This window comes from Kitasatospora dryopteridis (assembly GCF_050749075.1).
Classification (GTDB): Bacteria; Actinomycetota; Actinomycetes; order Streptomycetales; family Streptomycetaceae; genus Kitasatospora.
Genome location: NZ_CP192749.1, coordinates 1,619,712 through 1,643,888, shown reverse-complemented (window position 1 = coordinate 1,643,888; position 24,177 = coordinate 1,619,712). Strand labels below are relative to the sequence as shown.

Sequence of the window (24,177 nt, the reverse complement as noted above, 5' to 3'; positions counted from 1 at the left end):
GTGCCTGCTCCCCCGGCGCCCTCGTTCGCCGGGGTGGTGCGGGTGCGGTCAGCCGGCCTGCGGGTAGTACGCGGGGCCGGGGTACTGCTGCTGGACGGGACGGACCGGGGCGACCGGTGCCGCCGGGCGCAGCTGGTTGCCGCCGAAGCTCTGGTCGGCGAAACCCTGCTGCTGGCCCTGGCCGAAACCCTGCGCGCCGAACTGGCCGGTCATCCCGGTCGGTGCCGACGCGAAGCTGTTCTGGCCGCCGAAGCTCTGGCCGGCCTGGTAGCCGCCCTGGGGCGACTGGAGGGCCGGCGCCTGCGGACGCTGCGGGGGGAGGTACGGCTGCTGGCCGCCGTACCCGGGGACGGCCGGCTGCGGCGCCGACCCGTACATCGACGGCGCGGACTGCGCCGGGATGTACGAGGTGGCGGGGCCGCTGCTGGGGCCGGGGCCCAGGGCGAGGCGGGCCGGCGGCAGGGCGGGCAGGTTGGAGGCGGCCGGGCTGTCGAAGCCGGTGCCGTAACCGCTGCCGTAGCTGCTGCTGTAGCCGGAGCCGTAGGTGGCCGGGGGCAGGGCCGCCGGCACGTTGATGGGCGCGATCTGCGGGACACCGCGTTCTGCGACGAGGCTGTCGTAGATGGGCGTGCCGGAGGAAAAAGACGGAGAGGGGTAGCCGACTCCGTCGTAGGAGCGGGGCGAGGTCATGGGGCATACCGTAAGCCCACAACGTGCCTGCTGAGGAGAGTGGAAGAGGTGGGATTTCGACCGTTCACACAGTCTTCGCTCGATCGAAAGGCTCGAAAGTAGGCAAATACGACATATCCTCGGCCACTTCAGGCCATCATCCGGGCCTGACCACCGGTCGAACGCCGGGCGAACCGGCGGCATCGATCCGACGGACCCTGCGCCGTCCGAACCGGAGGGCGTGCGGAGCACCCCGCACGCCCTGCGGATCACCCGGCCGGACGCCGGTCGCGAAACCGCCGGTCAGCGCACGTGGACGGGCTGCGCCGGGAACCCCGGCCGGCCGGCCAGCTCCGAGGTGCAGTGCGCGCAGCGGACGGCCGCGGCCGGAACCGTGCTCAGGCAGTCGGGGCAGTCGGTCTTCGCCACCGGCACGTCCTTGCGCGGCTCGAACCGCGCCTGCAGCCGGCCGACCGGCAGCACCACGGCGAAGTAGATCACCGCGGCGATCAGCACGAAGCTGATCAGCGCGTTGAGGAACGCCCCGTACGGGAACACCGTGCCGGCGACGGTGAACGCCTCCTTGCTGTAGTCCCCGACCGCACCGCTGGCGATGCCGATCAGCGGAGTCAGGAACGCCGTCACGAAGCCCGTCACCACGGCCGTGAAGGCCGCCCCGATGACGATGCCGACCGCCAGGTCGACGACGTTGCCGCGCAGCAGGAAGCTGCGGAATCCCTTGAACACCGGGTGACTCCTCGAGAGTGCGTAGGGCCGCGCCCGACGCGGCCCGGCCGGGCCCCGCAGGGCCCGACCGGCATCCTGCCGAGGCGGGCGGCCCGCGGTCCAACCGCCGTCACCCGTTCCGCCCAGTCGTCGTACCGCAGGCGCCCACAGCGCCGCACGGCGGCTCGAAGGCCCCCGCCGGCTCCCGGGTCAGACACCCGCCTCCCGCAGCCGCCCGGCCTGCGCCTGGACCTTCACCACCGCACCCGCGACCCGGCGCACCGCATCCGCGTCCATGTGCGACCACAGCGGCACCGTGAGCACCGAGTCGGCCAGCCGGTCGGTCAGCGGCAGCGCCTCCGCCTGCCCCAGGTGCGCATAGGCCTTCTGCCGGTGCACCGGCGGGTGGAAGTAGCGGCGGCTGTCCACGCCCTCGGCCTTCAGTGCCCGGCCCAGCTGCGCAGCACCGAGCCCGAAGGCGGCGTCGTCCACGATCAGCGTGAGGTCCTTGAAGGTCGAGGTGTCGCCCGGCTCCGGCAGGGCGAGCCGCAGGCCCGGCAGCCCGGCCACGGCGGCCGCGAACACTTCCACCAGCGCCCCGCGGTGCGCCACCCGCTCGGGCAGCCCGGTCAGCGAGGCCAGGCCGACCGCCGCGTGCAGCTCGCTCATCCGCGCGTTCAGGCCCGGGAACAGCGTGTCGTAGTCGCCCGGGTTGCCGTAGTCGCGGGCGGTGCGCAGGGTCGCGGCGAGCGAGGCGTCCCGGGTGGCGACCAGGCCGCCCTCGCCGGCCACCGCGACCTTCGTCGGGCTCATGGAGAACACCTCGGCCAGCCCGAAGCCGCCGATCGGCACCCCGCCGCGGGCGCTGCCGAAGCCGTGCGCGGCGTCGTAGACCAGCGGCACCCCGGACGCGTCGGCGACCTGCTGCAGCCGCTCCACCTGGCAGGGCGTGCCGTAGACGTGGGTGGCCATCAGCGCGGCCGGCCGGTCGGCGGCCTTCAGCCGGGCCCCGGCGTCCTCCGGGTCGAGGGTGATGTCCTGCTCGCGGGCCTCGGCGAACAGCGGGGTGCCGCCCGCCCAGTGCGCGGCGTGCGCGGTCGCCGAGAAGGTGAAGCCGGGCATCAGCACCGGCCGCCCGCCGCCCACCCCGGCGGCCTGCAGCACCAGCATCAGGCCGGCCGTGCAGTTGGACACCGCCACCACGTGCTGCACGCCGAGCAGTTCGGCGGCGCGCTCCTCGAGTTCGGCGACCGTCCGGCCGTTGGTGAGCTGCCCGCTCTCCAGCACGGCGGCGATCCTGGCCAGCGCCTCCTCGCTGTGCGGCACCTTGACGCGGGTCAGTGGCAGGCCGTCGGGGAAGGCCGGGGTGCCGCCGAGGGCGGCGGGCGTGTCGAGGTCGGTGGTCGTCATGGTCGGGTCGATCCCCCCTGGGTCGATGTGGTGCCGGATGCCGGCCGTCCGCCGGGTGCCGGCGCGCTGCCGGCCGTCGGCGCATGGCCGGGTGGAGGTGGTGCGTCCGGACCGCCGGTGCGGACCGGGGCTTCCTGCGCCGCGGCGCCCGTCCGCCCGCCCCACTGCCCGGGCTGCACCCGCCACAGCGGCGGCCGGGAGTGCGCGCGGGCCTTCGGGCGGTCCCCGTCGGGTCGCGGCACGGCGAGCAGCACCAGCACCAGCGGCAGCACCTGCACGCGTTCGCGCGACAGGATGCCCATGTTGTTGATGGTCGAGAAGGCCCAGCAGAACAACAGCGAGTAGACCAGCGTGAAGGCGATGTACGAGCGCCGCAGGAACCACCGCGGCACCTGGCTCAGCCGAGGCCAGCTGCGGATGAACATCACCAGCAGCGCGAAGCACTCCACGGACTGCACGAGGTTCTGGATGTTCGACGCCTCGAACGGGAACGGCCGGAACAGCACGCTGATCACGGCCACCGGGAGACCGGCGGGATTCAGGCTGACCTGTGGCGACTCCTCGTCCGCCGCCCCCTGGTTGATCACCGACCCGCCCTGCGAGGTCCGCCGCGAGGTCTCCGACAGCACCTGGTTGACACTGTCGCCGCCGGTGCCGCTCGTCCCGAAGAACGTGGACACCTGCTGCAGCATCAGCATCACCATCACGCCCAGCACCGCGACGGTCAGGATCGTCCGCAACGGCCCGAGCGCGCTCACCTGCTGCGGCCGCCGGCGCAGCACGTACGCCACCGTCAGGCCCGCGCCGGCCAGCACCGTCACGTGCGGGCGGACCATCGCCGTGCCCAGCGAGCCCAGCGCGATGCAGAGGAACGCGCCGAACCGGCGGTCCAGCAGCCGCGCCACCCCGTAGGTGGTCAGGCCCAGGCAGAACATCATCCAGGCGTCCTTGCCGATGCTGGACGGCCAGAACAGCAGCGACGGCAGGAAGAACACCAGCTTGGCGTACCGCCGGGAGTCCGCCTCCGGGAAGGCGATCTGCAGCGCCCGCCAGAACAGCAGCAGGCCCCAGAAGCCGAACCAGGAGAACACCAGGAACCCGCCGACCAGCGAAGGCCCGGTGATCGCGTACACCACGCCGGTCACGATGATGACGAAGCCGGTGCCGGCGACCTTCATCCCCAGGTCGTAGTGGAACGTGCCGGACAGCGGGTTGTGGCTGTCCAGGAACAGCGCCAGCTCGGTGCCCCGCTGGTGGTACATCTTGGCGTCGGCCGCGCCGCCGTACAGCACGAAGGCCATCAGGTACCGCGGGAAGGCGCACAGCAGCTTCAGCGCCATCGCCAGCATCAGCAGCCGGAAGACGTCCTTCTCCGGGTTGGCCGCCGCCACCCGCGCCAGGATCGGCGTGCCGATCGCCATCAGCGCGGGCAGCACCAGCAGCGCCCCCCAGGTGTCGTAGCCGGTGTGCACCATGGCGAGCACGAACGCCGTCACGTAGCCGACGACCAGGGCGCCCGCGACCGCCGACGGCCACGGCACCCGCCGCGACAGCGCGGCCAGCGCCGCCCGGCCGGGCAGCAGGCGGGCCGCCGCGGCCGGAGCCGCCATCAGAAGACCTCCAGATCGCCCAGGTTGAACCGCCAGTCGGCCGGGGTCCGGCCCGCGGCGAGCGGGCCGGACGGGGACCGGGCGGCCAGCACCATGCCGGTGCGCGGCGCGGTCAGGTACCCGGCCCGCCGGGCCGCCGCGGCCGCCTCCGTGCCGGCCGCCAGGTGCCCGGCCACGTGGTCGCAGCCCGCCCGGGCGGCCTCCCGCAGCAGCCGGGCCGCACTGCCCCGGTCGCCCGGACGGACGATCACGTCGGCCAGCGTGAACTCGTGCAGCGGCCCGCGCCGGCGGGGCCGGCCGACGGCCAGACCGGCGAGTTCGCCGCCGCGGTGGCAGGTGACCACCCGGTAGTCCAGGCCCGGGGCGTCGCCGTACCGCCAGCGCAGGAAGTCCGAGGTGCGGCGCACCGCCAGGCGGGTGTCGGTGACGTCGGCGGCGGCCCGCTCCCGCAGCAGCTCGTCCAGGCCGGTGCGCGGCCCCGCGAACCACTCGGCGGCGGTCGGCAGCGCGCAGGCGAGCGGCCGTTCGCCGCCGCCGGAGCGCCGTGCCAATGCCGCCCGCACCCCCAGGGCGAACGCGGCGGGCCGCGCCACCCGGACGGCGATCGGCACCCGGCCGAGCTCCTGCCAGCCCATCTTCAGATAGCCCGGCAGGCTGTTGCCGTTCGGCGTGTTGAAGACCAGCTCGGCCTGCGCGGAGACCTCCTCCAGCAGCCGCAGCGTGAGGTCACGGAAGATCCCGCGGCCCTGGAAGTCCGGGTGGGTGGCGGTGTCCACCGGGCGGACGGCGGGCACCGCCCGGCCGCCCGACTGCCACTGCCACCGCAGGAACAGCCGCACCCCGGCGAGGCGCCCGTCCGCGTGCTCGGCCACCAGCCCGGGGCTCGAGCCGAACGGATTCTGCCGGTGCTTCCACTCGAAGAACTCGGCACTGCGCGTACCGGTCGGCCCGCCCGCCAGCGAGGCGGTCAGCAGCTCCAGCACGGCGGGCGTGTCGGCGTCCCTCAGTGGACGGTACGTCAGCCCGGCGCTTGATGAGGTCATCTGGGTCTTCGGCTCCATGTCGTCTCGCTCGCCCGGCCCGGCGGGCCGGCCGCCACCCCGGTCAGCGGGCCAGCACCCGGGCGTACACCTGCTCGATCGCGCGCTGCGCCCCGGCCACGTCGAAGCCGCGGGACCGCTCCCGGGCCGCCTTGCCGAGGCGCTCGCGCAGCCCCTCGTCGGCGGCCAGCCGGCCGAGCGCCGCGGCCAGGGCCGCCGGGTCGCCGGGCGGCACCAGCAGGCCCTGCTCGCCGTCGTCCAGCACCTCCGGCATGCCGCCCACCCGGGTCACCACCGAGGGCAGGCCGCTGGTCATCGCCTCCATCAGGGCGACCGGCAGGCCCTCCTGGCGGGAGCTCAGGGTGAACACGTCCAGTGCGGGCAGCAGCGCGGGCACGTCCGGCCGGGAGCCGGCGAACACCACCCCCGCCCCGGCCCTCGCCCGCAGCTCCGCCTCCAGCGGGCCGGCGCCGATCAGCACCAGGGCCGCCGACGGGTGCTCGCGGCGCAGCAGGTCGAAGGCGGCGAGCAGGCCGGCCTGGTCCTTCTTGGCGGTCAGGTTGCCGACCGTGCCCACCACCAGCGCGTCCTGCGGCAGGCCGAGTTCGGTGCGAGCGGCGGCCCGGGCGGCCGGCCCCTCGGGCGCGCCGGCGAGGTCCGGGCCGTGGTGCACGACCGTCACCCAGCCTTCGGCCGGGCGGCGCCGGGCGATGGTGGCCGCCACCGCGTGCGAGACCGCGACCACCGCGTCGTTGCGCCGGTAGGTCAGCGCATTGGCCCAGCGGGTCGCCGTCCGGTAGCGCTCCCAGACGTTGTGCTCGGTGTGCACCAGCCGCGGCGCCCGCGGCCCGAACGCGGCGAGCCGGGCCGCCACCGCGGGGATCGGCATGTGCGAGTGCACCAGGTCGTAGCGCCGCTCGGAGAGCAGCCGCCGCAGCCGCACCGGCCACAGCGCTCCCGGCGCCCCGCCCAGGCAGTGCACCCGCACCCCGGCCGCCTCCAGCGCCGGCACCAGGGCATCCTTGTACGGCAGCACGTACGCGACCTCGATCTCGTACCGCTCGGTGTCGGCGTGCCGGGCGCAGTTGAGCAGCAGCTGTTCGGCGCCGCCCCGGCCGAGCCCCTTGGCGAGCCAGAGCACCCGCCGCCGGCCGCTCACCGGTCCTCGATTTCGCGCAGCTGGAGAGTGGTCTCCGCGACCGACTCGGCGGGGCGGCGGGCCCAGCTGGGCGCCGCCCGGTGGTGCTCCTCGGCGACCGCCGGGTCGGGCCGCGGCGCGCGCTCCGCAGCCGCCGGTTCGGCCGGCTCCTCGGCGGGCGCCGGCACCGGCGCGGGCGCGGGCCGCTCGGCCGCCGCGCGGGCGGACGGGCCGCCGGTGCGGCCGATCAGCAGTGCGCCGGTGCGCAGCCCGTCCCGCTTCAGCCGGCGCCCGGACGGGCCGATGGTGCCGAGCAGCGCCACACCGGCCACCGGCACACCGGTCCGGGCCAGCAGCTCGGAGACCCGGTCGGCCTGCTCCGGCGTCACGTTCCCGGCCAGCGCCGTCACCAGCACCGCGTCGGAGTGCTGGACCAGGTCGTAGGCGTCGTTGGCGTGCAGCAGCGGCGAGGTGTCGATGAGCACCACGTCGGCGTGCTCCCGGGCCCGGCGCAGCACCTCGCCGGCCCGCAGCACCAGCGCCGCCGGGTAGGCGGTGGTGTTGCCGCCGGTGATCAGGCGGACGCCCTCCACCCCGGTCTCCCGGATCAGGTCGTCCAGGGCGGGCAGCCGCTCGCCGCTGAGGAGTTCGGCCATGCCCGGGCCGTCGCCGACGCCGAAGTGCAGGTGGGCCTGCGGGTGGCGGAAGTCGCAGTCGAGGACCAGCACCGCGCGGCCGGTCTCGGCGAGCGCCGCGGCCAGGTTGGCGACGGTGGTGGTGCGGCCGTCACCGCTGCGCCCGGACATCACCAGGACCACCGGCGCTGGGCCGGTGCGGGCCTTCCTGGCCGTCCCGGTGCGCTCCTGGCCGGGCCGGCCGGAGAGCGACTCGGGGCCGGTCAGCAGCAGGGTGGAGCGCAGCGAGCGGTACGCCTCGGCGGCCGGGTCGGAGGGGCGGGCCACCACCAGCGGCTCGCGCAGCCGCCGCAGCCGTCGGCCGAGCTGCGGGATCTCGCCGATGACCGGCAGGTTGAAGGCCTCCTCGGTGGTGTTGCGGGTGCGCAGCCGGGTGTCCATCCGGCTGAGCATCAGCGCGGCGACCACACCGAGCGACAGGCCGAGGACGACCGCCAGCGAGAGCCGCATGCCGCGGCTGGGGGAGGTGAGCAGGCTGCCGCCGGCCTCCTTGGCGTCGATGCTGCCCCACTGCTGGATGGCGTCGGTCTGGCTGTAGTTCTGCAGGGTGCTGATGTCGGTGAGGGTCTTGGTGAGCGCGTTCAGGGCGGCGGTCAGCTGCGGCTGGAGCTTCGGCTGGTCGCCGGCGCCGGCCTTGGTGAAGGCGTGCTGGAGGCTGTTGACCTGCTCCTGCTGGCTGTCGGCCTGCGCCCGGAGCCGCTTGATCGACTCGTCGGCGCTCTTCTTCGACTCCTGGCTGTAGCCGTTGATGGTGGCCTCGGAGAGCGCCGCCGCGAGGTCGGTGCAGGTCTGCTGGGTCGGCCCGGTGGTGGTGAAGACCAGCATCTGGGTGGAGGCCGCGGTGACCGTCCGGCGGGCGGCGAGGGCGGCCACGTCGGTCATCCCGAGCTTCTTGGCGGCGGTCGTGGTCACGTCCGAGCCCTGCGCGTAGCTGAGCACCTGGTCGGCGCGGACGGACTCGCCGGCGCCGGCGACCGGCGTGATCGCGACCTTGCACTGCCACTTGCCGTCGTCCACGGCGTCGCCCGCCGGGGTGAGCAGGAAGCCGATGATCAGCGCCGCGACGGTGCAGCCGACCAGCAGCCGCCAGTAGCGCCGCAGGACGGTGAAGTGGTTTGCCGGTTCCACCGGTTGGTTCCCCTCGCGATCGTGGTGCGGGCACGCGGCGGACAGGTCGGGCCGCGTCGTCGGCGGACCCCGGTGGCGCCGGGTGCGGTGAGGCTGGACGGGACGGCCCCGGGAGGCCCCGGGGTGCGCGGTCAGGTGGCGGCCGGTAACGCATCCGGTCGGCGGGTGCCCGGCGGCAGGCCGGCGCATCGTGGCTGTCGAAGTGACATCAGGCCCCCTGACGGCGTCGCCCACCCGGCCGCCCCGGCCCGGATGCCTCGCGCGGATCGCCGTACCCCCCGGCTGCCCGCTTCCCCCCTGCGATGCTTGCCGTCGCGGATCTGCGGCGCAAGCGCTTTGACGATTCTCGGCAGGGCGCATTTCGGCGCTCCCGCACGCCCTGCAACGGTTCCAGCGGGATTGTCCGAGTTTGACGGTTCGTCAATCCATCGTGCGAATCAGCCTCTTGCCGGCACCCGGTGCAGCGACCGCTCGTAGAAGCCGACCATCTGCGCGCACACCTGCGACAGGGTGAACGAGGCCAGGAACCGCGCCCGCGCCGCCTTCACCCGCACCCGGGCCGCCGCCGTGTCGTCCAGCGCCGACACCAGCGCCCCGGCCAGCTCGGCCGGCCGCTCCGGCGGCACCAGCAGCGCATAGTCCTCCGAGCCGACCGTCTCCCGCAGCGCCGGCACGTCCGCGCACACCAGCGGCACCCCGACGCCCATCGCCTCCATCGCCGCGCTGCCCAGCCCCTCCCAGCGGGAGGGCACCGCGAAGGCGTCCGCCGCGGCCATCAGGTCGTACACGTCGCCGCGCGGCCCCAGGAAACGCACCTGCCCGGCCCGGCCCGCCAGCTCCTCCAGCCGCGCCGTCTCCGTCCCCGGGCTGCCCGCCAGCAGCAGCACCGCCTCCGGCACCTGGCGGCGCACCTGCGCGAACGCCTCCACCAGCACGTCCAGGCCCTTCTGGTACTGCTGCCGCGCCGCGGCCAGCACCACCGGGGTGTCCTCCGCCAGCCCCAGCGCCGCCCGCACCGCGGCCCGCCGCTCCGGCGTCACCGAACCCAGCAGCTCCGGGTCGCGCCCGCGCGGCACCACGTCGATCCGGTCCGGCGACACCCGCAGCCGCCGCGCCATCGACGAGGCGACGTGCCGGGTCAGCGCATGGAACCGCCGGGTGCCCTGGGCGGTCGCCGCATCCACCGCCTGCGCCGCCCGCACCTTCCACGGCGACAGCCCCCGCGCGTGCAGGTGCTCCGGCCCGTACGAGGAGTTCACCAGGCTCGACACCACCGGCGTCCCCGCCGCAAGCGCCGCCGCCCGGCCCAACACGTCCGACTCGTACAGCGTCGTGTGCACCAGGTCCGGCCGGTGCTCGCGGACCAGCCGGCGCAGCCCCGCCGCCGTCCCCGCCCGCCCCGCCCGGTGCACCCCGAACACCCGCGCCCCCGCCGCCACCAGCTGCGGCTGGAACCCGTCCGGCGACTCCTTCAGGTACGCGACGTCCAGCCGCACCCCCGAGCGCACCAGGTGCGGCGCCATCGCCGCCAGCCCCTGCTCGGCACCGCCGATCCGGTGCAGGCTGTCGATCACATAGAGCACATGCACAGCAGCGACCCCCCGGGAACCCCGGCGCGGCAGGTCTCCCGCCCGTCCCGCGCACTGACAGGCGCTCAGCATCCCAGCCCCGGCCCGCCTCCGCCAGGAAATCCGGCAGGAGGGGCCCGCACGGCCCGCGCCCGCGCACCCCGCCGGCCCGCCCGCCCCGATCCCGGCAACCACCTGCGCGGCGCGGGCGGGCTGTGCCAGGGTCGGGGCATGCCAGCCGCCGAGTCAGCGCAGCCCGCCGTCCTGCACCTGGTCACCGACCCGCGGCGGCGCGGCGCGCAGAACCTCGCCCGCGACCTGCACGCCGAACTGCTGCGCCGCGGCCACCGCTCCGAACTGCGCTCCCTCCAGCCGCACCCCGACGCGCCCGACGCCCGGGACGCGCCCCCGCTCGGCGCCACCCGCTACCACCCGGCCACCCTGCGGGCCCTGCGCGCCGCCGCCCGCCGCGCCGACGTCGTCGTCGCCCACGGCTCCTCCACCCTCCCGGCCTGCGCCGCCGCCCTGCTCGGCACCCGCACCCCCTTCGTCTACGTCAACATCGGCGACCCCCGGCACTGGACGGCCACCCCCGCCCGCCGCCTGCGCACCGGCCTCCTGCTGCGCCGCGCCGCCGCCGTCGCCGCCATCTCCGACGGCGCCCGCACCGTCCTCCTCGACCACTTCCGGCTGCCCGCCCGCACGGTGCGCACCATCCCCAACGGCCGCGCCGCCGACCGCTACCCGCCCGCCGCCGACCCGGCCGACCGGCGCGCCGCCCGCGCCGCCCTCGGCCTGCCCGCCGACGGGCCGCTGCTCGCCTGGGTCGGCGCCCTCGCCGGAGAGAAGCGCCCCGACCTCGCGATCGACGCCCTGGCCAAGATCCCCGGCGTCCACCTCGCCCTGGCCGGCGACGGCCCGCTGCGCGCCGCCACCGCCGCCCGCGACACCACCGGCCGCGCCACCTTCCTCGGCACCCTCGCCGACCCCGCACCGCTCTACCGGGCCGCCGACGCCCTGCTGCTCACCAGCGACAGCGAAGGCGTGCCCGGCGTGCTGATCGAAGCCGCCCTGGCCGGCCTGCCCGCCGTCGCCACCGACGTCGGCTGGGTCCGCGACGTCGTCCTGGACGGCGTCACCGGCACCCTCGTCCCGCCCGGCGACGCCGACGCCCTCGCCGTCGCCGCCGAGAAGCTGCTCGCCGACGCCCACGGCGCACTCGGCGCCGCCGCCCGCCGCCACGCCCTCGCCCGCTTCGACCTCGCCGTCGTCACCGACGCCTGGCAGCAACTCCTCACCGAAACCGCCCGCCGCTGAAACAAGGTGCCCGGGCGGGCACTTCAGGGGCGCGATCGTTCACCTGCAATTGCCTGTCCGCCGCAGGCGGCCGGGCGCATACTGTGCTCCGCGGCTCGCACCCGCGCGACAGGGCCACCCCGGACCCGGCCCGGCTGCGCCGCGGCGGGGGGTGTGCGATGGCGGTACTCGCGATCATCGTCGGAGTGGGCCTGCTCTGGCTGATCACCGGCGTCCGGGTGGTCCAGCAGTACGAGCGCGGCGTGGTCTTCCGGCTCGGCCAGGTCCGCAGGCAGGTCCGCGGCCCCGGCCCCACCCTGCTCATCCCGGTCGTCGACCGGATGCGCAAGGTCAACGTCCAGGTCATCACCATGCCGGTGCCCGCGCAGGAGGGCATCACCCGCGACAACGTCTCCGTCCGGGTCGACGCCGTGGTCTACTTCCGGGTCGTCGAGCCGATCCGCGCCACCGTCGACGTGCAGAACTACATGTTCGCCATGTCCCAGGTCGCCCAGACCTCGCTGCGCTCCATCATCGGCAAGAGCGAGCTCGACGACCTGCTCTCCGGCCGCGAGGGGCTCCACCGCGGCCTCGAACTCATGCTGGAGAGCCCGGCGGTGGGCTGGGGCGTGCACATCGACCGGGTCGAGATCAAGGACGTCGCGCTGCCCGACTCGATGAAGCGCTCGATGGCCCGCCAGGCGGAGGCCGACCGCGAGCGCCGCGCCCGCATCATCACCGCCGACGGCGAGTTCCAGGCCGCCGCCAAGCTCGCCGAGGCCGCCACCGTCATGGACGCCACCCCGGCCGCCCTGCAGCTGCGCCTGCTGCAGACCGTCGTCGAGGTCGCCGCCGAGAAGAACTCCACCCTGGTGCTGCCCTTCCCGGTCGAGCTGCTGCGCTTCTTCGACGCCGGCGCCGCCAAGGCCGCAGCCGCCGCGGCGACACCCGCCGTCCCCCACCAGGCCGCCGCACCCGTGGACCCGCCCGCGCCGAAGCCGGAGCCCGCCCCGGAGGCCTGAGCCGCCCCCGAACCGACTACCCGAGTGCCTTCGAAGACCCGCACTCGGCCGATCGGGCGAATCCGTCCCCGACCGCCCTGCTCCGGCTGGATCATGACGCGGCGCCACTGCCAGGCTGGCGCCCGTGAAGCTGCTGCGCACCGCCACCGCCCTGCTCGCCATCACCGCCGGCCTCGCCCCGGGCACCGCCGCGGCCGCCGCCCCCGACACCCCGCGGGACGGCGCCCACGCCCTGCACCCGGGCCACCCGCAGCGCACCGCGGCCCAGCACCAGGAGGCCGTGGAGTTCTTCTGGTACGGCTGCAAGCACTGCGCCCTGTTCGAGGAGCCGCTGGAGCGCTGGGCCGCCCGGCACAGCGCGGACGTCCTGCTGCGCCGAGTCCCCGCCGTCTGGCCCGGCGGCCCCGACGAGCAGCGCCAACTCGGCCACGCCCGGCTGTACTACACGCTGGAGAGGCTCGGCGAGGTCGACCGGCTGCAGGCCGCGGCGTTCCGGGCCGTCCGCGAGCGCCGCGCCGACCTCGCCACCGAGTCCGGTGCCGAGGCCTGGGCGCTCACCCAGGGCGTGGACACCGCCGCCTTCCGGGCCGCGTACCGCTCCGCCGAGGTGGACCGCCTGGTCGCCGACGCCCCCGAGCAGCTCGTCCGGAACCGCATCACCGAGATCCCGACCGTGCTGATCGGCTCCGGCCGGACGTCCCCGACCGGCGCCGGCGGCGTCGAGCGGATGCCCGACGCCATGGACGGCCTCGTCGAGCACCGCTGAGCCCCCCGCCGCCGACCCGTCCCACCTTCACCGAACAAGCCCCTGGCGCGCACACCTTGTGCCAGAGTGGGACGCCCGGGCCGCACCTCTGCTGAGCTGCGGCCCACCGGCATCCACATGCGAGAGGGCGGGGGCCCGTGGGGGGACACAGCACGCAGGTCGTCGACGGGCGCGGGACGGAGACGGCGGCCCGGCCGGCCGTGCCCGAAGGACCGCCGCCGGAGCTGGTCTTCAAACGGCGGCTGCGCCCGGCGCAGACCGCCCGCGAACTCTGGGCCGCCCGCGAACTCGTCCGCGCCCTCGCCGAACGCGACCTGCGCGCCCGCTACAAGCAGGCCGTCCTCGGCTTCGCCTGGGCGGTGCTCACCCCGCTCGCGCTGTGCGCCATCTTCACCCTGGTCTTCCACCGGGCCGTGAAGATCGACACCGGCGGGGTGTCCTACCCGCTGTTCGCCTACGTCGGCCTGATCGTCTGGCAGTTCTTCAGCAACACCATGAACCAGGGCGCGCTGAGCCTCGCCAACAACCTCAGCCTGCTCAACAAGGTGTACTGCCCGCGCGAGGTCTTCCCGCTGGCCACCATGCTGGTCGCCTCCGTCGACATGCTGATCGGCGTCGGCGTGCTCGGCGTGCTCTTCCTGGCCACCTGGACGGCCCCCGCCGCGACCGCCCTGTGGGTGCTGCCGCTGCTCGCGATCCAGTTCGCCTTCACCTACGGCGTGGCGCTGATCCTCTCCGTCGCGGTGGTGTACCTGCGCGACGTCCGCCACCTGCTGCCGATCATCACGCAGATGGGCGTCTTCGCGACCCCGGTCGCGTACCCGCTGGCCCGGATCCCCGCCCGGATGCAGGAGATCTACTGCGGCATCAACCCGCTCGGCGCCGTCATCGAGGGCTACCGCCGCGCCCTGCTGTACGGACAGGCCCCCGACGCCCGCCTCACCGTCATCGCCGCGGTGTCCTCGCTGGTCTTCCTGGTCGGCGGCTACCTGTTCTTCAAGAAGCTGGAAACGGGGATCGCCGATGTCGCGTGAGTACGAGCTGGGCACCATCCGCACCGAGCACGTCTGGAAGCGCTTCAAGGCCGACCAGCAGCGGATGCTGCTGCGCGACAAGGTCGAGTCGATGGCCCGCCGGCTGCGCGGCGGCCGCGGCGAGGACTGGCGCTGGGCACTGCGCGACATCAACCTGCACATCGAACCCGGCGAGTCCGTCGGCCTGATCGGCTCCAACGGCTCCGGCAAGTCCACCCTGCTGAAGATGCTGACCCGGGTGATGTACCCGTACGGCGGCATCATCGACGTCCGCGGCCGGATCGGCGCCCTGATCGAGATCCGGGCCGGCATCCACCCGGACCTCACCGGCCGGGAGAACGTCTACCTGTTCGGCGCGCTGCTCGGCCTCAAGCGCCGCGAAGTGGCGTCCCGCTTCGACGACATCGTCGAGTTCGCCCGCCTCGGCGGCGCCATCGACCGGCAGGTCAAGTTCTACTCCTCCGGCATGCAGATGCGCCTCGGCTTCGCCGTCGCCGCCTACCTGGAGCCGCACGTCCTGCTGGTCGACGAGGTGCTCGCCGTCGGCGACGCCGTCTTCCAGCAGCGCTGCCTGGACCGGATGCGCGAGGTCGCCGAACAGGGCACCACCATCGTCTTCGTCTCCCACGACCTGCCCGCCGTCCAGTCCATCTGCCGCCGCGGCGTCTGGCTGGAGCAGGGCACCGTCCGGGTCGACGCCGGGATCAAGGACGCCCTCGCCGGGTACCGCGACTCCATCGAGGCCCAGTCCGAGGCCTCCGCCCGCACCGGAGAACCGCTCCAACTGCTCAAGTACGAGGTCACCGGCGAGGACCGCGAGAACCTCGTCACCGACGAGCCGATGACCGTCGAACTCACCCTCGGCGGCGACTACCGCGGCGACGCCACCCTGCACCTCGGCGTCAGTGAGGGCACCTCCAGCCCGATCTTCCAGATCAGCCACGAGATCCGGCTCACCGGCGACGACCACCACGTCGCCTGCGTGATACCCCGCCTCCCGCTGCCCCGCGGCCGCTACACCCTCTGGGCGGGCGTCTACTCCATCGGCAAGACCGACGGCGGCACCCTGATGAGCTGGCACTCCGTCGGACAGTTCGACGTGTTCGGCCCCATGCTGGACACCCCGCCGCGCGCCGTGGTGCTGGCCGCGCCGGTCTTCGTCCCGCACCACTGGGAGGAGTGACCGCGGTGAGACCCGTCCGGGTGCTCGTGCACCTCAACAACCTCGCCCTCGGCGGCGCCCAGCTCAACGCCGTGGACATCGCCCGCACCATGCGCGACCGCGGCCACCACCCGGTGCTCTTCGCCCAGGGCGTCGCCGGCGACGCGCCCCTGGTCGGGGTCGCCGCCGGCCACGGCCTCGACGTGGTGGTGGCCGGCGGCCCGGACACCCCGCACGCCGAGGTCCGCCGCAGCATGCAGAAGCTGGCGGACGAACACGGCAGCGAACTGATCCACGCCTGGGAGGTACGGGCCGCCCGCAACGGCTTCTTCGGGCCCGGCCGGCTCGGCCGGATCCCCGTCGTCACCACCTTCTACGGCATCCGCATGCTGCGCGGCATGCCCAGGCACCAGCCGCTCGTCCTCGGCCTCGGCGCCCTCGTCGGCGACGGCAGGGCCTTCGGCCACCGCGACGTCCGCCTCGTCGAACCGCCCGTCAACACCGGCACCGACGCCCCCGGCCAGGTCGACGGCGCCGCCTGGCGCCGCGAACACGGCATCGGGGAGGAGGAGTTGCTCCTCGCCATCGTCACCCGCCTGGTGCCCGACCTGGAGAAGGACGCCGGCGCCGAACTCACCGTCGACGCCGTCCGCAGGCTCGACGACCCCCGGGTCCGCCTCGCCGTCGTCGGCGCCGGCCCCAGCCTGGAGCGGCTGCGCGCCCGCGCCGCCGAGGCCAACGCCGCCCTCGGACGCGAAGCCGTCCTCGTCCCCGGCCAGATGGCCGACCCCAGGCCCGCCTACGACGCCGCCGACGTCGTCCTCGGCATGGGCGGCTCCGCCCTCCGCGGCCTGGCCTTCGCCAAGCCCGTCGTCGTGCACGGCGCCGCGGGCTACACCGCCGTCCACGAACCCGGCCCGCTCGTCGAACCGCACGCCTCCCGCTGCATGTACGGCTTCGGCGACGGCAGCCGCGACCCCGGGCCGCTCGCCGACCAGCTCCGCAGCCTCCTCGACGACCCCGGCCGCCGCACCGAACTCGGCCGCTGGGGGCGCGAATGGGTGGTCGGCCGGTTCTCGCTCGACAGCGTCACCAGCGCCTTCGAACAGCTCTACCTCGAAGTGCTGGCCGCCCCGCCCGGCCCCGCCCGCTGGCTGCGCGACCTCGAGCAGATGACCCGCTACGAGTTCACCAAGCCCACCGCACTGCGCCTGCTCGGACGGTGACCCGCCGTCCGGCATTCCCAGTGATCGGACCCGTCGATCCGGCGTTGTAACGGCGTTGCCGCAGCTGGCAGCATCCATACGTCGGGTCGTTCGCGGGCGCAGCGCGCGGCGACCGCTCCGCCTTCCTTCCAACCAAGGGATCTGACAGCATGTCACGCGAGATCAGCGTCGCCATCGCCTACCACAGCGGCTACGGCCACACCGCCCGCCAGGCCGACTTCGTCCGCCAGGGCGCGGAGGACGTTCCGGGCACCACCGTCCACCTGATCGCCGTCGACCAGATCACCGACGAGCAGTGGGAGCAGCTCGACACCGCCGACGCCATCATCTTCGGCTCGCCGACCTACCTGGGCGACGTGTCGGCGGCCTTCCGTACCTTCGTCGAGAAGACCAGCGGCCGCTGGATGAAGCAGCAGTGGAAGGACAAGCTGGCCGCCGGCTTCGTCAACTCCGGCGCCAAGAGCGGCGACAAGCTGCACAGCCTGCAGTCGCTGTCGCTGTTCGCCGCCCAGCACAGCATGATGTGGGTCAACCTCGGCCTGCTGCCCGGCTGGAACAAGTCCACCGCCTCCGAGTTCGACCTGAACCGCCTCGGCGTGTGGCTCGGTGCCGCCGCCCAGTCCAACGGCGACCAGGGCGCCGACGCCATGCACAAGTCCGACCTGGCCACCGCCGAGCACCTCGGCCGCCGCGTCGCCGAGCAGGCCCACCGCATCTCCGCCTGACCGGTACTCCGGGGGCGCCGGGCAACCGGGTACGCCGACAGGGGCGCGGAGAACTGCGCGCAGCGGCAAGGCACATGGTCGATGCCTTCCGACTCGCGCGGTTCCCGCGCCCCCGTTTTGGGCGGCCCTACCTGTATGTGCGGCCCTTCCAGGCCGCTCCTCGGCCGCGCCAGTGCTGTGCTGCCGAGTCGACCGTCATCAGCAGGTACAGCCCCGCCGTGAACGGCAGCAGCAGCGCCTCCGCCGCCGGCCGCCCGTAGTACCGCTCCATGGGGACGAACGTCCCCGCCATCACCGCCCAGGCGGCGCCGCCGAGTGCGGCCGTCCACGCCGACCCCGAGGCCGCCCCGGCGACCACCGCAACGACCGGCACCAGGTACACCAGGGCGAGCCCCAGGACCGTCCCGGCCAGCAGCACCGGCGAGTACCGCAGCTGGGCGTAGGCACTGCGCGACACCATCCTCCACAGCTCCGCCAGCCGCGGGTAGGGCCGCACGCTGTCCACCTGTTCGGCGAGACCGAGCCAGGTCCGGCCGCCGGTGCGTTTCACCGCCCGGGCGAGGTTGACGTCGTCGATGACCGCCCCGCGGATCGCGGCCACGCCGCCCGCCCGCTCCAGCGCCTCCCGCCGGACGAGGGTGCAGCCGCCCGCCGCGGCGGCGGTCCCGGCCCCGGCCCGGTTGCTCCACCGGAACGGGTACAGCTGGGCGAAGAAGTACACGAAGGCCGGGACGATCAGCCGCTCCCACCGGGTCTCCACCCGCAGCCGGGCCATCTGCGAGACCAGGTCGAGGCCGTTCGCCTCGGCGGCGGCGACCAGGTCGGCGAGCAGGGTCGGGCCGTGGGCGATGTCGGCGTCGGTGAGCAGCAGGTGGCCGGTGTCGCCGGCGAGTTCGACGCCGTGCCGCAGGGCCCAGAGCTTGCCCGTCCAGCCGTCGGGGAGCGGGGGAGGGGTGGTGACCGTCAGCGGCAGCCCGCCGCCCTCGCCGAGCTGTTCGGCGATCGCGCCGGTGCCGTCGGAGCTGTGGTCGTCGACGAGGATCACCCGGGCCGAGCCGGGGTACTTCTGGGCGAGCAGCCCGGGCAGCGAGTGCGGCAGTACGGCGGCCTCGTCCCGGGCGGGCACCACCACGGCGACCGACGGCCACCTGCGCGGTGCGGGCCGGGGCGGCAGCCGCTGGTCGGTGCGCCAGAACATGCCGTGGCAGCAGGCCAGCCACACCCAGACGGCCAGGGACAGCGCGGACACCCACTGCAGCACGGTCACGCTGGCAGTCTGCCGCACCGGGTCCGTCCGCAGCGGTTCCCGTGCGGGGCGGTTCGGTAGAGTCGTCCCCTGTGAAGATCGCACTGGTGGACTCCGGACTCGGACTGCTCGCCGCCGCCGCCGCCCTGCGCCGGCTGCGCCCCGACGCGGACCTGGTGCTGTCCTCCGACCCCGACGGCATGCCCTGGGGTCCGCGCACCCCGGAGGACATCGCCGAGCACGCCCTGGCCTGTGCCCGGGCGGCCGCCGCCCTCGAGCCGCACGCCCTGGTGGTGGCCTGCAACACCGCCTCCGTGCACGGCCTGGCCCGGCTGCGGGCCGAGCTGGAGCCGGGCCTGCCGGTGATCGGCACCGTCCCCGCGATCAAGCCGGCCGCGGCCGCCGGCGGCAGGGTCGCGATCTGGGCCACCCCGGCCACCACCGGCAGCGCCTACCAGCGCGGCCTGATCGCGGACTTCGGCGGCTCCGCCGAGGTCGCCGAGGTGGCCTGCCCGGGCCTCGCGGACGCCGTGGAGCGCGGCGACCGGGCCGCCATCGTGGCCGCCGTCGCCGATGCCGCGGCCCGCACCCCGGCCGGCACCACCGGCGTCGTCCTCGGCTGCACCCACTACGAGCTCGTCCGGGACGAGATCCGTGCCGCGCTCGCCGACTCCGCCGCCCCCGGCCTGCGGCTGTACGGCTCCGCGGACGCGGTGGCCGCCCAGGCGCTGCGCCGGCTCGACGGTGCGGGCGTCACCGCGGGCGGCGGAACGCTGGCCGTGCTGCACAGCGGCCGTCCGACCGTCCTGTCCGAGGCCGCCGCCCGCTACCCGGAGGGCCGGCTGATCTCGAGCGCCGTCCCGGCCTGAGCCGCTGCCCGGCGGCGATTGCACCGTTCCGGCCCGCCGACGGGCCGTCCGTTCGTAGGGTGACGGCATGACCGAAACGATCATCTTCGACCGGCTGTGCAACTTCCGCGACCTCGGCGGCCACCGGGCGGCGGACGGCCGCACCGTCCGACCCGGTCTGCTCTACCGTTCCGACTCGCTGGGCAAGCTGGACGGCCCGGACCTGGCCCGCTTCCGGGCGCTCGGCATCCGTACGGTGATCGACCTGCGCTACCCGTGGGAGATCGCGCAGACCGCCCGCATCCCGGACTTCCCCGGGCTGGCCTTCCACAACCTGTCGATCGAGCACCGCCCGTACGACCAGGCCGCCCTCGGGCCGGACGTCGACCCCGGCCCGTACCTCGCCGAGCGCTACGCCGAGGTCGCCGAGGACGGCGCCGGCGAACTGGCCGAGGTGCTGAGGGTGATCGCGGACGCGGACGCCCCGCTGGCCTTCCACTGCTACTCCGGCAAGGACCGGACGGGCATCGTGGCGGCCCTCGTCCTCACCCTGCTCGGCGTCGCGGAGGAGGACATCCTCGCCGACTTCGCCCGGACCGAGCACGCCACCGCCACGCTGGTCGCCGAGTGGCACGCCCGCCACCCCGACCTCACCCTCGTCTGGCCCGGCTACGGCCGCGCACCCGCAGACATCATGCGCCGCTTCCTCGCCGCCCTGACCACCCGCTACGGCTCCGTCGCCGCCTACGCCGCCACCCGCCTCGGAGCCGACGACACCCTGACCGCCTCCCTCCGCACCCGCCTCCTCACCGTCTGACAGCCCAACGGGCAACGCATCAGGGGCGCGTGGGGGGCACCTCCCGGCCGAAGGCTGGGAGAACTGCGCGAGTCGAAGGCATCAAGCGTGTGCCTTCCCACCGCGCACAGTTCTCCGCGCCCCTCATGGGTGAACGGCCGCTAGACCGTCGCCCCCCGCCAGCGCTGCACGGCCGGCTCCAGCCCGGACAGGATGGTGTCGAAGCGCCGCGTCCCGGTCGTGGAGTCGACCTGCAGCCGGCTGATCTGCAGCGGATGGGCGGGCAGCCGGGGGCCGAGCCGGTGGTCGGAGAGGAAGCCCAGGCGGTAGCCGAGCCGCCGCAGCACCGCATCGGCCCGCGGGTCGTACCCGCCGTCCGGGTAGGCGAAGGCGGTGGGCGCCTCGCCGAGCCACCGGGTGAGGGCCAAGTGGGCCGCGGTGATCTCGGTCTGCACGGTGGAGTCGTCGCAGCGGCTCAGGCAGGGGTGGCCCAGGGTGTGGTTGCCGATGGCGATGTCGGCGGCCTGCAGGGCCCGGAGGTCCTCGGGGTGCAGCTGCTCCTGCCGCGGCGGCAGCCGGTCCGCGCTGACCCGCAGCTCCTGCAGACAGCGCCGGCGGTCCGGGTCGGGCAGTTCGCGCAGGCGGGCGAGCAGCCGCCCGGTGGCCCCGCCGGGCAGCAGCCGGGCCCGGCCGCCGTGCCGGGCGAGGTAGGCGGCCTCGTGCCACCAGAACGGCCGGTCGGTGCCGATGAGCTCGGCGATCACGAAGGCGGCGGCCGGGATGCCGCGGGCGGCGAGGAGGGGCAGGGCGTGGGTGAAGACGGTGCGGTCGGCGTCGTCGAAGGTGATGAGCACCGAGCGCGGCGGCAGCGGGCGGCCCTCGGTGACGGCCCGCTCGACGGCCGTCAGCGAGACCGGGTTGGCGAGCCGGCGCAGCCGGTCCAGCTGGGCGCCGAAGGAACGCGGGTCGGTGACGCCGTGGTAGGCGAGGACGGCGAGCCGCTGGGCCGCGCGGGCCCGGAAGAGGGGCTGGACGGGGGTGAGGCGGAGCCAGCTGCCGCGGTTGCGCAGCGGGGCGCGGTCGTGGGTGTGCACAGGGTCGCGTCGGACGGTCGTGGTCGGCAGGGCGCTGACGGTCGTCGAATCGGAGTACGGCACGCGGTTCCCCCCTCGGTCGCCGCAGTACGGCGTGGCGGTACCGTCGGCAGGCGGAGCCCGGCCTCCGACCCCGGGTGCGGCGGCTCCGCCCCCGGTGTGTTCCGGTCCGCGCCGAGGACTCCCTGCCCGGCTGCGAACGGCTCCTGGATCGCTCAATGTAATGGAGACCCACGGGCCCGACGGATGGTTGTACGGTCGTCGGCGAAATTTCGTCCGTCGTGCGCGGGCGCTTTTTCGGCGCTCTCGTGGACACTGGGCGGTATGCCGGGGGAGGGGTGCTCGGATAGCGTGGAGGACATGGTGCACACGGATGGTCACGAGTCCCTGACTCGATGGGCACGGATGTGGAGCGGGTGCGCGCTGGAGCGCCACAAGCTGCTTCTCTCGCTGGTCGGTGCCGCCTGCATCGTGGTGGGCATCCTGGTGGCCGTTCTGGTGCCGGAGAGCGACGGTCCGGCCTGGGCGATGGCGGTCGCGGGCTGCCTGGCGGCCGGTGTCGTGGTGCTGGCCCGGGTCGCCGTGGCCTGGCTGCGCAAGCCCGCCCGGGTCGGCTGACGGACCCCTCACGGCCGCTCCGCCCCTCCCGGCCCTCTTGACCCCGGTCCCCTCGCGCCCCCTGCGCCGGCCCCGCGTGCGAGCGCCCCGATTCCCGCCCGCCGGCGTCTCCGATTCCTGGCCGGAAAGCGCCCGGGAATGACCGGACCGGCCGGTTTTCGGCCCGCCTACCCGCTTCTTTCACATTTCCGGGGCAGCAGCCCCACACTTCCCCCTACTGTGGTTCCCGCCCGGGCGCGACCACCCCGGGCACGGGCCGGTACGACGGCGCCGGGGAGGGCGCCGCGGAGGGGAGAACGATGGGGACGACCGCCGCGCCCGCGGCTGCCGGAGGGTTCCGCACCACGCTCAAGCGCGGCCTGGCCCGCGCCGCCGGCTCGGTGCCCGGAGAGGGCGCCACCTTCCTCATCTACCACCGGATCGGCGGCGGCACCGCCGACGAGCTCGACGTCGCGACCGTCGACTTCACCGCCCAGCTGGACCTGCTCGCCGAGCTGCCGCCCGGCCGGGTCGTCTCCATCGACGAGGCCAGCGACCGGCTCGCCGCCGGCCGCCGCACCCCGAGCACCGTGCTGACCTTCGACGACGGCTTCGCCGACGTGTACGAGCGGGCCTGGCCGCTGCTCAAGGAGCGCGGCCTGCCGTTCACCGTCTACCTGGCCAGTGGGCACGTCGGCGGCGAGATGCGCTGGGAGGGCTCGACCGCCAAGGGCCCGGCCGCACCCGGCCTCGGTTGGGAGCAACTGCGCGAGATGGCCGGCTCCGGCCTGTGCACGGTCGCCAACCACACCCGCACCCACGCCCGGCCCGTCCTGCTGACCACCGCCGAGCTCGACGGCTGCAACGACGACGTGGAGCAGCACCTCGGCACCCGGCCCCGGCACTTCGCCTACACCTGGGGCGTGCCGGTGCCGCACATGGCCGTCGCCCTGCGGGCCCGGTTCCGCACCGCCGCCACCGGCGAGGTCGGCCGCAACCTGCCCGGCTCGGACCCGGCCCGGTTCTGCCGGGTGCCCGTCCGCCGCACCGACCCGATCGACTTCTTCCGTGCCAAGCTCTACGGCCGGCTGATCCCCGAGCGCGCCTACGCCCGGATCGTGGCCACCGCCAAGGCGGTGGGCGCCCGTGCCTGAGCCCGCCGTGACCGGCGTCCCCGCCGGCGTCCCGCGTCCCGCGCCCCGGCTGCGCGGCCCGGGCGGCCGCCCGCTGCGGGTCGCCCACCTGACCACCGTCGACATGAGCCTGCAGCTGCTGCTCGCCACCGAGCTCACGGTCGACGTGGAGGCCGGCTTCGAGACCTACGGGATCAGCGCACCCGGCCCGTACGTGCCGCAGCTGGAGGCGATCGGGGTGCGGCACGAGCCGCTGCACTCGCTGACCCGCTCCTGGCAGCCGCGGGCCGACGCGGCCGCCGGCCGGGAGCTGCTCGCCGTGCTGCGCCGCATCCGGCCGGACGTGCTGCACACGCACAACCCCAAGACCGGGGTGCTGGGCCGGATCCTCGGCCGGCTGGCCGGCGTCCCGGTGGTGGTCAACACCTGCCACGGGCTCTGGGCGCAGGCCCACGACCCGTCGGCGAAGCGCGCCTTCGTGCTCGGCGCGGAGGCGCTGGCCGGCCGGTTCTCGCACGCGGAGCTGTACCAGAACGCCGAGGACCGCCGCACCCTCGCCCGCGCCGTGCCGCGCCACCGCTCACGGGTGGTCGGCAACGGCGTCGACCTGACCAGGTTCACCGAGGACCGCTCGGCCGACCGCGCCCGGCTGCGGGCCGAGCTCGGGGTGTCCGACGGCGAGCTGCTGGTAGGCGGGGTCGGCCGGCAGGTCGCCGAGAAGGGCATCCGGGAGTACGCCGAGGCGGCCCGGGCCCTGGCCGGCAAGGCCCGCTTCGTCTGGATCGGCCCGCCCGACCCGGACAAGCCGGACGCCCTGGGCGGCCCCGAGAGCGGCGTGGAGTTCCTCGGCGCCCGCTCCGACATGCCCGAGCTGTACGCGGCGCTCGACGTCTTCGTCCTGCCCTCCTACCGCGAGGGCTTCTCGCGCTCGGCCATGGAGGCCGCGGCCGGCGGCCTGCCGATGGTCCTGAGCGACATACGCGGCTGCCGGGAGATCGGCACCCACGGCGAGCACCTGCTGCTCGCACCGCCCGGCGACGCCCGGGCGCTCACCACGGCGCTGGACCGGCTCCTCACCGAGCCGGACCTGCGCACCCGGCTCGGCACCGCGGCCCGCAGCAGGGCACTCGCCGAGTTCGACCAGCGCGCGGTCGCCCGGGTCTCGCTCGAGACCTATGCGGCCGTCGCCAGGGTCCGACGGCTGCCCTGGACGGTCGGCTGAGGGGCCCGCACACCACACATCCGTCC

General features: G+C 74.9%; 22 protein-coding genes. 12 read left to right on the top strand and 10 right to left on the bottom strand.

Annotation, left to right across the window (positions count from 1 at the left end):
• Positions 1-48 precede the first annotated feature (48 nt).
• The 8 genes from ACQ614_RS07505 to ACQ614_RS07470 form a co-directional block, all read right to left on the bottom strand.
• Positions 49-690: a DUF6643 family protein gene (locus tag ACQ614_RS07505; protein ID WP_431677611.1), complete on the bottom strand. Its 642-nt coding sequence runs from the start codon at positions 688-690 to the stop codon at positions 49-51.
• A gap of 282 nt (positions 691-972) precedes the next feature.
• Positions 973-1,416 (bottom strand): large conductance mechanosensitive channel protein MscL, encoded by a 444-nt coding sequence (mscL, locus tag ACQ614_RS07500; RefSeq protein ID WP_431677610.1) that lies wholly within the window; start codon positions 1,414-1,416, stop codon positions 973-975.
• A gap of 189 nt (positions 1,417-1,605) precedes the next feature.
• Positions 1,606-2,805 (bottom strand): DegT/DnrJ/EryC1/StrS family aminotransferase, encoded by a 1,200-nt coding sequence (locus tag ACQ614_RS07495; protein ID WP_431677609.1) that lies wholly within the window; start codon positions 2,803-2,805, stop codon positions 1,606-1,608.
• Positions 2,802-4,415 (bottom strand): hypothetical protein, encoded by a 1,614-nt coding sequence (locus ACQ614_RS07490; RefSeq protein WP_431677608.1) that lies wholly within the window; start codon positions 4,413-4,415, stop codon positions 2,802-2,804. Before ACQ614_RS07490 ends, ACQ614_RS07495 begins: the two co-directional genes overlap by 4 nt.
• Positions 4,415-5,458 carry a GNAT family N-acetyltransferase gene (locus tag ACQ614_RS07485; RefSeq protein WP_431677607.1) on the bottom strand — a complete coding sequence of 348 codons (1,044 nt, stop codon included), beginning with the start codon at positions 5,456-5,458 and terminating at the stop codon, positions 4,415-4,417. Before ACQ614_RS07485 ends, ACQ614_RS07490 begins: the two co-directional genes overlap by 1 nt.
• 61 nt (positions 5,459-5,519) lie before the next feature.
• On the bottom strand, positions 5,520-6,614 hold the full coding sequence (locus ACQ614_RS07480) for a glycosyltransferase (protein WP_431677606.1): 1,095 nt from the start codon (positions 6,612-6,614) through the stop codon (positions 5,520-5,522).
• The gene (locus ACQ614_RS07475) at positions 6,611-8,416 is read right to left on the bottom strand and encodes a tyrosine-protein kinase family protein (protein ID WP_431677605.1); all 1,806 of its coding nucleotides are present in this window, start codon (positions 8,414-8,416) and stop codon (positions 6,611-6,613) included. Before ACQ614_RS07475 ends, ACQ614_RS07480 begins: the two co-directional genes overlap by 4 nt.
• Before the next feature lie 437 nt (positions 8,417-8,853).
• Entirely contained in the window at positions 8,854-9,990 is a 1,137-nt protein-coding gene (locus tag ACQ614_RS07470) for a glycosyltransferase family 4 protein (RefSeq protein WP_431677604.1), read from the bottom strand.
• A 225-nt stretch (positions 9,991-10,215) separates the two neighbouring features.
• Between ACQ614_RS07470 and ACQ614_RS07465 the strand changes: the two genes are divergently transcribed.
• The 7 genes from ACQ614_RS07465 (at position 10,216) to ACQ614_RS07435 (ending at position 17,215) form a co-directional block, all read left to right on the top strand.
• Complete coding sequence (locus tag ACQ614_RS07465) at positions 10,216-11,301, top strand: glycosyltransferase (protein ID WP_431677603.1); 1,086 nt, start codon at positions 10,216-10,218, stop codon at positions 11,299-11,301.
• Between the two features lie 158 nt (positions 11,302-11,459).
• Entirely contained in the window at positions 11,460-12,302 is an 843-nt protein-coding gene (locus tag ACQ614_RS07460) for an SPFH domain-containing protein (RefSeq protein WP_431677602.1), read from the top strand.
• Positions 12,303-12,426: 124 nt separating this feature from the next.
• Positions 12,427-13,068: a thiol:disulfide interchange protein DsbA/DsbL gene (locus ACQ614_RS07455; protein ID WP_431677601.1), complete on the top strand. Its 642-nt coding sequence runs from the start codon at positions 12,427-12,429 to the stop codon at positions 13,066-13,068.
• A gap of 137 nt (positions 13,069-13,205) precedes the next feature.
• Positions 13,206-14,102 (top strand): ABC transporter permease, encoded by an 897-nt coding sequence (locus tag ACQ614_RS07450; RefSeq protein WP_431677600.1) that lies wholly within the window; start codon positions 13,206-13,208, stop codon positions 14,100-14,102.
• Positions 14,092-15,285 carry an ABC transporter ATP-binding protein gene (locus tag ACQ614_RS07445; protein WP_363495698.1) on the top strand — a complete coding sequence of 398 codons (1,194 nt, stop codon included), beginning with the start codon at positions 14,092-14,094 and terminating at the stop codon, positions 15,283-15,285. The genes ACQ614_RS07450 and ACQ614_RS07445 overlap by 11 nt, the downstream gene beginning before the upstream one ends.
• A 5-nt stretch (positions 15,286-15,290) precedes the next feature.
• Complete coding sequence (locus tag ACQ614_RS07440; protein WP_431677599.1) at positions 15,291-16,490, top strand: glycosyltransferase; 1,200 nt, start codon at positions 15,291-15,293, stop codon at positions 16,488-16,490.
• A gap of 149 nt (positions 16,491-16,639) precedes the next feature.
• The gene (locus tag ACQ614_RS07435; RefSeq protein WP_431677598.1) at positions 16,640-17,215 is read left to right on the top strand and encodes a flavodoxin family protein; all 576 of its coding nucleotides are present in this window, start codon (positions 16,640-16,642) and stop codon (positions 17,213-17,215) included.
• Between the two features lie 127 nt (positions 17,216-17,342).
• On the opposite strand, the gene ACQ614_RS07430 is transcribed toward ACQ614_RS07435, so the two are convergent.
• Positions 17,343-18,482 (bottom strand): glycosyltransferase, encoded by a 1,140-nt coding sequence (locus ACQ614_RS07430; RefSeq protein WP_431677597.1) that lies wholly within the window; start codon positions 18,480-18,482, stop codon positions 17,343-17,345.
• 71 nt (positions 18,483-18,553) lie between these two features.
• Between ACQ614_RS07430 and ACQ614_RS07425 the strand changes: the two genes are divergently transcribed.
• Positions 18,554-19,330 (top strand): glutamate racemase, encoded by a 777-nt coding sequence (locus ACQ614_RS07425; protein WP_431677596.1) that lies wholly within the window; start codon positions 18,554-18,556, stop codon positions 19,328-19,330.
• 67 nt (positions 19,331-19,397) lie between these two features.
• Complete coding sequence (locus ACQ614_RS07420) at positions 19,398-20,126, top strand: tyrosine-protein phosphatase (RefSeq protein ID WP_431677595.1); 729 nt, start codon at positions 19,398-19,400, stop codon at positions 20,124-20,126.
• A 140-nt stretch (positions 20,127-20,266) separates the two neighbouring features.
• On the opposite strand, the gene ACQ614_RS07415 is transcribed toward ACQ614_RS07420, so the two are convergent.
• Positions 20,267-21,262 carry a polysaccharide deacetylase family protein gene (locus ACQ614_RS07415; protein WP_431677594.1) on the bottom strand — a complete coding sequence of 332 codons (996 nt, stop codon included), beginning with the start codon at positions 21,260-21,262 and terminating at the stop codon, positions 20,267-20,269.
• Positions 21,263-21,559: 297 nt separating this feature from the next.
• Between ACQ614_RS07415 and ACQ614_RS07410 the strand changes: the two genes are divergently transcribed.
• From ACQ614_RS07410 to ACQ614_RS07400, 3 genes are all read left to right on the top strand, one after another.
• On the top strand, positions 21,560-21,817 hold the full coding sequence (locus tag ACQ614_RS07410; RefSeq protein ID WP_431677593.1) for a hypothetical protein: 258 nt from the start codon (positions 21,560-21,562) through the stop codon (positions 21,815-21,817).
• A 299-nt stretch (positions 21,818-22,116) separates the two neighbouring features.
• Positions 22,117-22,950: a polysaccharide deacetylase family protein gene (locus ACQ614_RS07405; protein ID WP_431677592.1), complete on the top strand. Its 834-nt coding sequence runs from the start codon at positions 22,117-22,119 to the stop codon at positions 22,948-22,950.
• Positions 22,943-24,151, top strand: coding sequence for a glycosyltransferase family 4 protein (locus ACQ614_RS07400; protein ID WP_431677591.1), 1,209 nt, complete (start codon positions 22,943-22,945; stop codon positions 24,149-24,151). The genes ACQ614_RS07405 and ACQ614_RS07400 overlap by 8 nt, the downstream gene beginning before the upstream one ends.
• Positions 24,152-24,177 lie beyond the last annotated feature (26 nt).

Coding starts and splice junctions, on each gene's coding strand:
- ACQ614_RS07505 (WP_431677611.1), bottom strand. CDS start 690: ATGACCTCGCCCCGCTCCTACGACGGAGTCGGCTACCCCTCTCCGTCT.
- ACQ614_RS07495 (WP_431677609.1), bottom strand. CDS start 2,805: ATGACGACCACCGACCTCGACACGCCCGCCGCCCTCGGCGGCACCCCG.
- ACQ614_RS07490 (WP_431677608.1), bottom strand. CDS start 4,415: ATGGCGGCTCCGGCCGCGGCGGCCCGCCTGCTGCCCGGCCGGGCGGCG.
- ACQ614_RS07485 (WP_431677607.1), bottom strand. CDS start 5,458: ATGACCTCATCAAGCGCCGGGCTGACGTACCGTCCACTGAGGGACGCC.
- ACQ614_RS07465 (WP_431677603.1), top strand. CDS start 10,216: ATGCCAGCCGCCGAGTCAGCGCAGCCCGCCGTCCTGCACCTGGTCACC.
- ACQ614_RS07460 (WP_431677602.1), top strand. CDS start 11,460: ATGGCGGTACTCGCGATCATCGTCGGAGTGGGCCTGCTCTGGCTGATC.
- ACQ614_RS07445 (WP_363495698.1), top strand. CDS start 14,092: ATGTCGCGTGAGTACGAGCTGGGCACCATCCGCACCGAGCACGTCTGG.
- ACQ614_RS07435 (WP_431677598.1), top strand. CDS start 16,640: ATGTCACGCGAGATCAGCGTCGCCATCGCCTACCACAGCGGCTACGGC.
- ACQ614_RS07420 (WP_431677595.1), top strand. CDS start 19,398: ATGACCGAAACGATCATCTTCGACCGGCTGTGCAACTTCCGCGACCTC.
- ACQ614_RS07410 (WP_431677593.1), top strand. CDS start 21,560: ATGGTGCACACGGATGGTCACGAGTCCCTGACTCGATGGGCACGGATG.
- ACQ614_RS07405 (WP_431677592.1), top strand. CDS start 22,117: ATGGGGACGACCGCCGCGCCCGCGGCTGCCGGAGGGTTCCGCACCACG.